The organism is Paenarthrobacter sp. JL.01a (assembly GCF_025452095.1).
Classification (GTDB): Bacteria; Actinomycetota; Actinomycetes; order Actinomycetales; family Micrococcaceae; genus Arthrobacter.
On sequence record NZ_CP104877.1, the window covers coordinates 565,330 to 577,004 of the forward strand.

Below are 11,675 nucleotides of genomic sequence, written 5' to 3' on the forward strand. Positions count from 1 at the left end.
TGAGCAAATGCCGCACAGAGGTTGAGTAAGCAGCGCCACACTGAATCCAAAGCCGACGTATGACCAGCTGAGGGGGTTGGACACGGTGCTCGATTCGTTTTCGGTAAGAGTCGCCCTGGGCGTGGTCACTGTGACTCTCCTGGTGTTGTTCTGCACCTCCTTCCGCCGCACCCGCTCACCGTATGCCGGATGGTGGAGCCTGGCTCTGCTGGAGTTCATGGCCGGCAACGCAGCCTTCCTGCTCAACGGGACTCCCCACCAGCAATGGGCCAATCCTGCCGGAAACGTCCTGGTGGTGGCCGGAGCCTTCAGTGTCTGGGCAGGAGCCCGTTCCTTGCGGGACCTCAAGACCGCGCCTTGGCAGTTGGCTGCCGCCCCGGCCCTTACGGCAGTGGCTTCCGTCCTCGAGAACCCTGCCAGCAATGTCTGGTCCGGCGGTTTCGTGTACTTGGCGATGATGACCACGGGCATTGCCCTGGCTGCGCGGGACCTTTGGCTGATCAAGGCTTCGCACTCGCAGGTCCACAAGGCCTTATCCCTCGCCGCCGGACTCCTTGCCGTCTATTACCTGGGCCGCTGGGCCGTCTATGCGGTGGAAGGGCCGGACAGCGAGACGTTCCGGGCGTACTTTGGCCCGGGACCCTCAGGCTTGGTTTCCCTGGTGCTGCTGGTGACGGTGTCGTTCAGCATGACCGCCCTGACCAGTGACCAGCTCATCAAGGGATTGAAGGAGCGGGCTGACCGGGACCACCTGACAGGCCTGCTCAACCGGGGCACCTTCCTTGAGCTGGCCACAACGGAACTAAACCGGCTGCACTCCACAGGATCCGGCGCCGCAGTGGTGCTGGCTGATCTTGACCACTTCAAGGCGGTCAATGACGAGTACGGGCATGGTGCAGGGGACGAAGCGTTGAAAGCCTTCGCCGGCGCCTGCGCCGAATCGGTCAGGTCCACGGATCTCATTGGACGGTACGGCGGAGAGGAATTCATCCTTTTCCTGCCGGGGGCCACCCAGGACCGTGCCGAGAGTATCGCCGTCGAAATCAGCCGCCGGATCGCGGGCATGCGCACGCCGGAGGGTGTCCGGTTCCCCACCATCAGCTACGGGGTGACATCCAGCATCTCTTCGGGAGCCGATCTGAACTTCATGATCGAGGTAGCTGACGCAGCGCTTTACAGTGCCAAGGCACAAGGACGAAACAGGATTGTAGGAGCCGACCGCCTCGAGGCGGCCACTATTGCGGATGAGGCACGATCATGACCGTTAACGAACTGACCACCAGGATCCAGGTCCAGCACAACCAGGAATTGTCCGTGTTCAGGCGGGACATCACCAGTGCCCCCTACAAAGCGGGAACGGCCACCTCCTTGAATGCGGACCGGCGCTCGGTGCGGATGGGGCCGGTCCAGTCCGTGGAGGATGGAAACGCCAACCTGACCATCGTGGCCGACGTCGAAGGGCTGGCCTGGTTCACGGCGGACAAGGGTCTCCTGGGCAGCTGCATCACGCTTTCCATTGCCGGCCACCGGCGCAACACCGGCACACGCGTCCACCTTCCTCTGGCAGAATGCGATGCCTGGATCGAGGCGATCTTCGGCGGATCGTGGATCAGCCATGTGTACCGTATGGGGACCATGGCCAAGCCCGACGGGCGGTTGGATATCGCCTCCTACCGCTTGTTCCTGGACGAGCACCGAAACCCCGTTGCCAAGCCCCAGTCCGTAGCCGACATGTCGCTGCGCAGCCTGGATGAATCGTGACCAGCACCATGCCGCCCGGGCTGGTTTCCACCGATGACGATCCACGAATTCGCCGCCTGGAACGGCAGGTCCGGGCGCTCATGGAGGAACTGCATCACGTCCGGAAAGAACAACGCCACGATGCCCTCACCGACTCCCTGACGGGCGTGGGTAACCGGCTCGCCTTGGCACGGGCCTTCAGGGAGGCCACAGAGGCCGCAGCCAAAGGCGGCGCCCCGCCCGCACTGATCCTCCTGAATCTGGACGGTTTCACGTCCTTGAAGAACTCGGCAGGCCACGCGGCGGCGGACCAGATTCTGGTCACCGTGGCCATGCGCATTCGGTCGGCAGTCCGGGAGAACGACGTCGTCACCCGCCTGGGTGGCGACGATTTCGCTGTTTTGATGCCCGCCACCCCGCAAGCCCGGGCCACCGCCGTCGGGAACCGCATCATGGCCGCGCTGGAACCGAACATCGACCTCGGCAACAGCAGCGTCCAGTGCGCCGCCAGCATGGGCCTGCGCATCGCAGAGCCGCACCACACCCTGGAGGACTTGCTCCAGGAGGCAGGCTTCGCATTGGAGGAGTCCAAGAGCGAAGGCCGGAACAAGCTGAAGTTGTTCGATCCCGTGACACTGCACTTCCGGCAACTCCAGCGCCAGATCGTGGGTGATCTCCGGGAGGGCATCCGTTCGGGCCAGTTGGTCCTTTACTACCAGCCGATCGTGGACCTTGGCACGGGAAAGATTGAGGGCTGCGAAGCGTTGGTCCGTTGGGACCACCCGGTCCATGGCCTCATCATGCCGGACCAGTTCATTCCGGTGGCTGAGGCTACCGGGCTGATCGCGGAGCTGGGCCGGTGGGTCCTGCGCACAGCCATGCGCCAGCTTCGCCAGTGGCGGGACAACCCGGCCATGCGGCAGCCGGACTTTTCCATGCGCATCAATGTCTCCGCTGCGGACCTTCAAAGTCTCGAGTTCGTGGACGACGTGCGCGATGTGCTCACGGAAGAAGGACTGTCCCCGGAATCTCTGGTGCTGGAGCTTACTGAAAGCGCCATCATCCGGAACAACGAGCTTGACCGGTACACCCTGATGAGCCTGCACAGGCTGGGGGTAGGCCTTGAGATCGACGACTTCGGCGCAGGGTATTCCTCGATGGGCTACCTGCGGAAACTACCGGTGGACCGGGTGAAGGTGGACCGGCAGTTCGTGAAGGACCTGGCGAATGACCCTTCCCAACTGGAGTTCGTGGCAGCGATACAGCAGGTCATTCGTTCGTGCGGGCTCGAGGGTGTCTGGGAAGGAATCGAGACAGCCCAGGAGGCAGAGTTGCTCAGGAGCATCGGCTGCGCCAGCGGACAAGGGTATTACTTCGGCAAGCCCGCGCCGGGGCCGGAGTTCACCGGGCTGTTGGAAACCAACCTGAGCTGGCCCGCTTAAACAAGCAACGCGGGGTCACTTATGGCCCATCCCGGAGGGATTTACCGGCCATAAGTGACCCCGCGTTGCTTCAGGAGCTAGCCGAAGTACTTCGGCAGGGTTGCTTCGTGGGCTTCGCGGAGGGCATCCAGCGAGAGCTCGTCCACGCCGTTGATCTCCAGCTTTCCACCGGCAGCGTCAACAACGCCGATCCGGAGGTGGGCGAAGCCGCGGGCAGTGCACATGTCCTTGAAGCGGACTTCCTCGGAGCGCGGCACGGACACGATGGCCCGGGCCTGGGACTCGGAGAACAGGGCCGTGAACAGGTCCACGCCGTCGCGCTCCATGAGTTCCTCAAGGGCGATGCGGGCGCCGACGCCGTAACGCAGCGAGGACTCGACCAAAGCAGCCGCGAGGCCACCTTCGGAGAGGTCGTGCGCTGCGTCAACCATGCCGTCGCGGGAAGCGTTGATCAGGATCTGGCCCAGTTCACGCTCCGCTGCGAGGTCGACCTTCGGCGGCAGGCCGCCGAGGTGTCCGCGCAGGTTGGACCACTCCGAGCCGTCCAGCTCGGCTGCCGTGGTACCGAGCAGGTAGATGGCCTGGCCATCTTCGCGCCAGCCCGACGGCGTACGGCGGGCGACGTCGTCGAGCTTGCCCAGGACTGCCACAACAGGGGAGGGGTGGATCGGCGTCGTGCCGGTCTGGTTGTACAGGGAAACGTTGCCGCCGGTGACCGGGATGCCGAGTTCCATGCAGGCGTCCGAGAGGCCGCGGATGGCTTCGGCCAGCTGCCACATGACATCCGGGTCCTCGGGGGAGCCGAAGTTCAGGCAGTCGCTGACGGCCATCGGCACAGCGCCGGAGGTGGCGACGTTGCGGTAGGCCTCGGCCAAGGCAAGCTGTGCACCCTGGTACGGCTCGAGATAGGTGTAGCGGCCGTTGGCGTCGGTGGCCAGGGCAACACCCAGGCCGGTTTCCTCGTCAACGCGCACCACGCCGGCGTCGTCCGGGAACGCCATGGCAGTGTTGCCGCCAACGTAGCGGTCGTACTGCTTGGTGATCCAGGACTTGCTGCACATGTTCGGCGATGCAACGAGTTCGGTCACGGCTGCTGCCAGCTCGGACGGAGCCGACGGGCGGCCTGCGTCCTCGACGGAACCGGTGAAGGAGTTTGCCTGGACCGAGTCCTGCCACTCCGGGCGGGCGAACGGACGGTCGTAGACCGGGCCGTCGTGCGCTACGGTGCGGGGGTCGACGTCGACAATTACTTCGCCTTCCCAGGTGATGATGAGGCGGCCGGTGTCGGTGACCTCACCCAACCAGGAGTACTCAACGGCCCACTTGTCCATGACGGCTTCGAAGGCTTCGATGTTCTCCGGGGTGACCACGGCCATCATGCGTTCCTGCGACTCGGACATGAGGATTTCGCCCGGGGTCAGCGTGGGGTCGCGCAGGAGCACGGAGGTCAGTTCAACCTGCATGCCGCCGTCGCCGTTGGAGGCGAGCTCGGACGTGGCGCAGGAGATGCCTGCCGCGCCGAGGTCCTGGATGCCTTCAACCAAGGAACCCTTGAAGAGCTCCAGGCAGCACTCGATGAGGACCTTCTCAGCGAAGGGGTCGCCCACCTGGACGGCAGGGCGCTTGGAGGGCTTGGTGTCGTCGAAGGACTCCGAAGCCAGCACCGAAGCACCGCCGATGCCGTCGCCACCGGTGCGCGCACCGAAGAGGACAACCTTGTTGCCCTTGCCGGAGGCGTTGGCCAGGCGGATGTCCTCGTGGCGCATGACGCCAACGGCGAGTGCGTTCACCAGCGGGTTGCCCTGGTAGACGGAGTCGAAGACCATTTCGCCGCCGATGTTCGGCAGGCCGAGGCAGTTGCCGTAGCCACCGATGCCGGCCACAGCACCGTGCATGACGCGGGCGGTGTCCGGGTGGTCGATTGCGCCGAAGCGCAACGGGTCCATCACGGCAACCGGGCGGGCACCCATGGAAATGATGTCGCGGACGATGCCGCCGATGCCGGTAGCGGCACCCTGGTACGGCTCAACGAACGACGGCGAGTTGTGGGACTCGATCTTGAAGGTCACGGCCCAGCCATCGCCGAGGTTGGTGACGCCGGCGTTTTCGCCGATGCCAACCAGCATGTCCTTCTTCATTTCCTCGGTGACCTTCTCGCCGAACTGGCGGAGGTGGTTCTTGGAGGACTTGTAGGAACAGTGCTCGCTCCACATGACGGAGTACATGGCCAGCTCGGCACCGGTGGGGCGGCGGCCAAGGACCTTGACGATCTCGTCGAATTCGTTCTGCTTCAGGCCCAGCTCGGCCCACGGGAGTTCCGTGTCCGGGGTCTTGGCAGCGTGCTCAACGGTGTCGATGTTGAACTTCTTGGTGGTTTCCGTGGTCACTTGTCGCCTCCCACAATCTTGGTCAAAACGGAGGTGAAGAAACCGAGGCCGTCGGTGTCGCGGGGAGCGCCGTCAAGCGATTCCGGGCCGAAGCCGGTCTCGACTGCGTGCTCGGGGTGCGGCATGAGGCCCACTACGTTGCCGGCGGCGTTGGAGATACCGGCGATGTCGCGGCGGGAGCCGTTCGGGTTGAAGCCTACGTAGCGGAACACCACGCGGCCTTCAGCCTCGAGGGCATCCAGGGTCTTCTCGTCAGCGATGTACTGGCCGTCCTGGTTCTTCAGCGGCACGATGATTTCCTGGCCATCGGCGTAGTCCACGGTCCAGGCGGTGTTCGCGTTTTCCACGCGCAGCGTCTGGTCGCGGCAGATGAACTTCAGGTGGTCGTTCTTGATCATGGAACCGGGGAGCAGGTGCGACTCGGTCAGGATCTGGAAGCCGTTGCAGATGCCCAGGACAGGCAGCTTGGCGTCGGAGTTGGCGGCGTCGATGATCTTGGACATCAGCGGCGCGAAACGGGAGATGGCGCCGGCGCGGAGGTAGTCGCCATAGGAGAAACCACCGGGGATGATGACGGCGTCAACGTCGCCGAGGTTTTCGTCCGCGTGCCAGAGCGACACCGCCGTGCCGCCGGCAAGACGCACTGCACGTGCGGCGTCGCGGTCGTCAAGGGTGCCGGGGAAGGTGACGACGCCGATCTTGGCGCCTGCCAGCCGGGGCTCCGCGGCGACGGCCACGGCCTCGCCAATCAGGGGGATGGAAGTCATATCAGGCCTCGACGACCTCGACGTTGACGACATCCTCGATCACCGGGTTGGACAGGAGGGTCTCGGCTGCTTCGCGGGCCTGGGCCAGGATAGCGTCGGTCACCTCGCCGTCGACGGTCAGTTCGAAGCGCTTGCCCTGGCGGACTGCGCTGAAGCTGTTGAAGCCGAGGCGGGGCAGTGCACCCACGATGGCCTTCCCCTGGGGGTCCAGAATCTCGGGCTTGGGCATGACGTCAACGACGATCCGGGGCATCCGGTAACTCCTGTGCGTGAGTTGGGTGAACCTTAAATAAGGCTGCCGCGGAGGTGCCGTCTCACGCCGTTCAGCCGCGTTCAAACATCGTGGTCAACACAGGGTTGACCGCGGTTGTGAACAGCATTGTTTGAACGGCATGAGGGCGCTCCGCGAGCTTGCACAACCATTCTACCGGGAGCGGCGCTCATACCCTATTCAGCATGATTCTGCGAGGACACCCCGCCGTTACGGCGGAAATTGAGCCATTTGAAGGCTCGACGGCGGCCCTCGGGGGCGGCTGTCGGCGCTGGCCGCGCCGGGCTGGCGTCACTAGGATTGGCCCATGGCTGAGAAACCGAAATCGATGGTGCTGGGCGTCGTGGCCGCTGCCGTTTTTGCGGGCTTGGGCCGCATGGTCATCCAGAAGATCAAGGCTGACCTGGCTGCCCGGGATCATCGGGTCACCGCCCCTTTGGATGCCGAGACGCGGGCAAAAATCAGCGAGGCCCTGCGCGGGCCCCGATAAGCACTGCGGCAGCCTGGGAATAGCGCACGTACAAATGCGCTATTCCAACCGGTTGAACACCGTGAATCCGGCGTATTTTGGAGTTACATGCGGGGGTTCACCCCCCTGGTAAGACAAAGACAACCAGGAGGAACGATGACCGATCACATTGCAGAAGTATCCGCCTGCAGCGTTGGCAGCTGCGGATTCAACCACGACGGCTGCACGGCTTTTGGGATCACCATTGGCGGTACCCAGGACCACGCTTCCTGCGCGACATTCATTGACACCAATGCCATGGGCGGACTTCCCAAGGTCCTGGCACACGTGGGCGCCTGCCAGCGGTCCGAATGCGTCCACAACAACAACCTCATGTGCGAAGCCCACGATGTCAGGGTTGGGCCGGGCCGCGAAGCCGCCGACTGCCTGACATACGAGCACGCCTGATTCTTCCGACTACCCGAGAGCGGGCCCGCCCTCCTGAGGAGGACGGGCCCGCTTTTCTGTGGCTGCAGCCCCCGGGGAATCTCAGCCGGCCACTTGGTTCGTCAGTGGCCTTCCTTCCTTCAGTGCATTGACGTTGGCCGTGACCAACGGACCGGCACCCTTGGGACGGTTGCCCGCGACATGGGGCGTGATGATCAAGTTGGGCGCCGACCACAATTCCGAATCGGACGGGAGTGGCTCCACCTTTGTCACGTCCAACGCCGCAGCGCGCAACCGTCCCTCCCGCAAAGCCGCGAGCAGCGCGTCCTCGTCCACAGTGGCGCCGCGGCCCACATTCACGAACACCGCCCTCGCCGGGAGCTGACGCAGAACCTCTTCATTGAGGGCGTCAGTGGTTTCCGGCGTTGCGGGCAGTATCGAAATCAGGACATCGGTAGAGCGCAGGACATCCGGGAACCCATCCGAGGCCACCACCGGGAAGCCATAACGCTCGCCTTCGGAACTTGCGACGCCGGTGACTTCCGCGCCCAGCGCGGCCAACAGGGGAGCCAGCCGCCCCGCGATGGAGCCGAAGCCCCAGATGGTGACGTTGGCGCCGTCGAGCGTGTAGAGCTGTTCGGTTGCGGGGTCGGACTGGGCGGTGTTGTACGGCTGGTTCCAGGTGGCGGCCTTCTGGGATTCCAGGAGGACGTCCAGGCGCCGGACGGCTGCCAAAACCAAGGCGAGGGCATGTTCCGCCACGGGTCCGTCGTGAAGAGAGCGACCCGAGGTGATGGCCACGGACTGGGTGAACCCGGCGGCCAGGACGGAGTCCGGTCCTGCCGCGAGAGTTTGGACCAACCGCAGGGAGGGCATCTCCTTGGCGGCGTCAGCCAGGTTCGCCGAGGTGTTCCTCCAGACCACCAGAACCTCTGCATCGCGGTGCTCGCTGGGGATGGGCTGGTCCACCGGGTACACCACGATGTCCTCTCCTGAAGCGTCGAGGCTGGCGAGGTCGAGGTCGATGGTGTCCGGGACGAGGATTTTCACTGCGGCTCCATGGGTTCGAGGCGGTTTTGGCTCTGTCCCGAGGCTACAGCTTTGCCAGCGCCTGAGCTTTCCCACGCTTCATCCCTAGCAATGTGACGGCGAGCACCCTATGGTTGTAGGACGTTCGACGTAGCACGTAACACGAACGTCCTGCTTGCATCCGAGAAAGGACCCTGGATTTGAGATCCACATCCCCCGCACCACTCGCCCGACTGGCAGTCGCTGGAGCCCTTGGCATTGGCCTGGTGGCCGGTCTTGGGCTGCCCGCAACCGCCGCACCTATCCCGCCCGCCAACCCCACCGCGGGACCCGGCTCTTTCGCCGAGGCCAATATTGCGGCCGACCGCACTGCCGCCAACTTCTTCTACCGGATCCCCGCACTGACTTACCTGGGCAACAACGTGGTCCTTGCCGCCTGGGACGGACGTCCCGGCTCGGCCGCCGACGCGCCCAACCCCAACTCGATCGTGCAGCGCCGCAGCACGGACGGGGGCCAAACGTGGGGGCCGGTCCAGGTCATTGCCGCAGGCCACGTGGGAGACGCCAGCGGGCCGAAGTACGGCTACAGCGATCCGTCCTATATCTACGACGCCGAGGCGAACAAGGTGTTCGCCTTCTTTGTCTACTCCAAGGACCAGGGCTTCGGCGGCAGCCAGTTCGGCAACGACGACGCCGACCGGACGGTGATCTCTTCGGCGGTCATCGAGTCCTCCGATGGCGGACTCACCTGGAGTCAGCCCCGGCTCATTACCAACGTCACCAAGCCCGGCACCAGCAAGAGCAGCCCGGTTGCGGGGGATGTCCGTTCCAACTTCGCTTCCTCCGGCGAAGGTATCCAGCTCAAGTACGGCCCCTACAAAGGACGCCTGATCCAGCAGTACGCCGGTGACGTCCGCCAGGCCGATGGCACCAATAAGATCCAGGCGTACAGCGTCTACTCGGACGATCATGGCGCGACGTGGAAAAAGGGTGCCAATGTCGGTGACCGGATGGACGAGAACAAGACCGTGGAACTCTCCGACGGGCGGGTGCTCCTGAACTCCCGCGACAACGCCAACCAGGGTTACCGCAAGGTGGCCGTTTCCACCGACGGCGGAGCCACCTATGGCCCGGTCACGCAGGACACGGAGCTTCCGGATCCCGCCAACAATGGCTCCATTGCGCGGATGTTCCCGAATGCGGCACAGGGTTCGGCGGATGCGAAGAAGCTCATTTTCACTAACGCCAATTCCAAGACCGGCCGGGAGAACGTCTCGGCGCGCGTGTCATGCGATGACGGTGCAACGTGGCCCGGTGTGCGGACCATCCGCTCCGGCTTCTCTGCCTACTCCACTGTTACCCGCCTGGAGGACGGCAAGTTCGGAGTTCTGTATGAGGGCAACTACACGGACAACATGCCCTTCGCGAAGTTCGACGACGCCTGGCTGAACTACGCCTGCGCGCCGCTGTCCGTCCCCGCGGTCACCACTGCGCCAGGGGCTACACAGCAGGTTGCCGTCACCGTGACCAACCAGGAAGCCGCCACGCTCAGCGGTGCCAACGCGACCATCTACACGCCAACAGGTTGGTCAGCCACCACAGTGCCTGTTCCTTCCCTGGCCCCAGGCGCCTCGGTCACCGTGAATGTGGCCCTGACGGCACCTGCGAATGCCAGCGGCCCGCAGAATCTGAACGCCGCATTCACGACGACGGACGGCCGGGTTTCGCAGTACACCTTCACCGCCACGGTCCCGGTGGCGCCGCAAGTGGGCCTGACCATAACGGGGACGGCCCCTGCCCGTGATGTTGTTGCCAATCCGTACCAGGTGGGCGAGCAGCTCAGCTATTCACTGAACGTCAAGAGCACTTCCAACGTAACGGCCAACTCGGTGCCGCTTTCGGGGACGTTCGACTCCGGCTTCCTGCCGCCGTCGGCCCCTAACTGCCGGTACAACAACCTGGCCGCCGGTGCCAGCTATAACTGCACCACCGCCAGGCACGTAATAACGGCGGCAGATGTCGAGCGTGGCTACTTCGTCCCCGAGGCAAGTTTCAGCATTACTTCAAGCACGACGCCGTCGCTCACCACAACGGTTTCGTTCACAGGCGCTGCGGTCGCCTTGCGCGACGGGCTGGTGGCGGCTGACATCAGCGGCGCCCGGGCCGACGCCGGGCGTGACCTCACAACCCAGCCCTACGCGGCAGGCGACCTTGTCCCGTATTCCTTCACCGTCAAGAACACGAGTCCACTCACGGAGAAAGTGGTTCCGACAGCGGGTAACTTTAGCCCGTTCCTGCCTGAAGGGCCCGGGAACTGCCGCTACCTCTCCTTGGCAGCTGGGCAAAGCTACCAGTGCACGACACCCCGCCACACCGTCACAGCACAGGAGGCCGCGCAGGGCTTCTTCGTTCCGGTGACCACGTGGGAAGTCAGTTCAGCCGGCCAGGGCACCAAGACGTACCAGCTCAACGGGGGCGAGGTGGACCTCAAGGTCCGGGATGCCGCGCTCTCTGCAGCAGTCTCCGCCGAGTGGAAGGACGCGGACGGCGACCGCTTCGCCAGTGTCGGCGACCCCGTGACGTACACCTACACCGTGGGAAATGCGGGCAACGTGGATCTGAGCGGGGTGGAGGCTCCCATCGCCGGGATTTCGGTTGCTTCCCTTGCCGCCGGCGACAGTGTGACCGCGACGAGCGAGCATGTGCTGACGGCCGCCGACGTCGCTGCCGGCCGTGTGGACCCGGTATCTTTCGAAGCCTCAGCCCGCAATGGTTCCTTGGAGGCCGCGGTCGCGGCAGCGGGTGATCCCTTGGAGTTGAAGGTCCAGCCCACCCGGCCCGAAAGCAGCCCGGTCCTTAATGTCCAGGAGTTGGGCGAGCCACCTGCCGACCTGGGAACAGAGGACAAATACCGTACCGGTCAGAAAGTGGTGCTGAAGGGTCTCGAATACGGGGATTGGTACTACGTATATCTGAACAAGACGGGGTACCGGCTCGGCTGGATCTTCCCGACGACGGACAACACGGTGGAATTCGTTCTTCCCTCGGACGTGAAGAATGGCCGGGACGATGTTGTGGTGCTCGATAAGGACGGCAAGCAGGTTTCCTTTGACCGCCTGCAGGTGACGCCCAAGGGCTGATTCC

Annotated in this window: 10 protein-coding genes; 6 read left to right on the forward strand and 4 right to left on the reverse strand. The window is 64.2% G+C overall.

Annotated features, from left to right (window positions below; translation table 11 throughout):
* Window positions 1-76 precede the first annotated feature (76 nt).
* From N5P29_RS02825 to N5P29_RS02835, 3 genes are read left to right on the forward strand one after another with little or no spacing between them, the layout of a single operon-like run.
* Window positions 77-1,261, forward strand: coding sequence for a GGDEF domain-containing protein (locus N5P29_RS02825; RefSeq protein ID WP_262277168.1), 1,185 nt, complete (start codon window positions 77-79; stop codon window positions 1,259-1,261).
* Window positions 1,258-1,761 (forward strand): hypothetical protein, encoded by a 504-nt coding sequence (locus N5P29_RS02830; RefSeq protein ID WP_262277169.1) that lies wholly within the window; start codon window positions 1,258-1,260, stop codon window positions 1,759-1,761. Before N5P29_RS02825 ends, N5P29_RS02830 begins: the two co-directional genes overlap by 4 nt.
* Window positions 1,758-3,182 carry a putative bifunctional diguanylate cyclase/phosphodiesterase gene (locus N5P29_RS02835; RefSeq protein ID WP_262277170.1) on the forward strand — a complete coding sequence of 475 codons (1,425 nt, stop codon included), beginning with the start codon at window positions 1,758-1,760 and terminating at the stop codon, window positions 3,180-3,182. Before N5P29_RS02830 ends, N5P29_RS02835 begins: the two co-directional genes overlap by 4 nt.
* 77 nt (window positions 3,183-3,259) lie before the next feature.
* Here the strand turns inward: N5P29_RS02835 and purL are convergent, their stop codons facing one another.
* From purL to purS, 3 genes are read right to left on the reverse strand one after another with little or no spacing between them, the layout of a single operon-like run.
* Window positions 3,260-5,569 carry a phosphoribosylformylglycinamidine synthase subunit PurL gene (gene purL / locus N5P29_RS02840; RefSeq protein ID WP_262277171.1) on the reverse strand — a complete coding sequence of 770 codons (2,310 nt, stop codon included), beginning with the start codon at window positions 5,567-5,569 and terminating at the stop codon, window positions 3,260-3,262.
* Window positions 5,566-6,336, reverse strand: coding sequence for a phosphoribosylformylglycinamidine synthase subunit PurQ (gene purQ, locus N5P29_RS02845; RefSeq protein ID WP_262277172.1), 771 nt, complete (start codon window positions 6,334-6,336; stop codon window positions 5,566-5,568). Before purQ ends, purL begins: the two co-directional genes overlap by 4 nt.
* Before the next feature lies 1 nt (window position 6,337).
* Entirely contained in the window at window positions 6,338-6,589 is a 252-nt protein-coding gene (purS, locus tag N5P29_RS02850; protein ID WP_011773385.1) for a phosphoribosylformylglycinamidine synthase subunit PurS, read from the reverse strand.
* A 325-nt stretch (window positions 6,590-6,914) separates the two neighbouring features.
* Here purS and N5P29_RS02855 point away from each other — a divergent pair, with 325 nt between their 5' ends.
* Together N5P29_RS02855 and N5P29_RS02860 are read left to right on the forward strand one after the other, a co-directional pair.
* Entirely contained in the window at window positions 6,915-7,097 is a 183-nt protein-coding gene (locus N5P29_RS02855) for a hypothetical protein (RefSeq protein ID WP_144661421.1), read from the forward strand.
* Between the two features lie 135 nt (window positions 7,098-7,232).
* Window positions 7,233-7,523 carry a DUF1540 domain-containing protein gene (locus N5P29_RS02860; RefSeq protein ID WP_144661422.1) on the forward strand — a complete coding sequence of 97 codons (291 nt, stop codon included), beginning with the start codon at window positions 7,233-7,235 and terminating at the stop codon, window positions 7,521-7,523.
* 81 nt (window positions 7,524-7,604) lie between these two features.
* Here N5P29_RS02860 and N5P29_RS02865 read toward each other — a convergent pair whose 3' ends face one another.
* Window positions 7,605-8,552 (reverse strand): NAD(P)-dependent oxidoreductase, encoded by a 948-nt coding sequence (locus N5P29_RS02865; RefSeq protein ID WP_262277173.1) that lies wholly within the window; start codon window positions 8,550-8,552, stop codon window positions 7,605-7,607.
* Between the two features lie 179 nt (window positions 8,553-8,731).
* Here N5P29_RS02865 and N5P29_RS02870 point away from each other — a divergent pair, with 179 nt between their 5' ends.
* Window positions 8,732-11,671 carry an exo-alpha-sialidase gene (locus tag N5P29_RS02870; protein ID WP_262277174.1) on the forward strand — a complete coding sequence of 980 codons (2,940 nt, stop codon included), beginning with the start codon at window positions 8,732-8,734 and terminating at the stop codon, window positions 11,669-11,671.
* The last annotated feature ends 4 nt before the right edge of the window (window positions 11,672-11,675 follow it).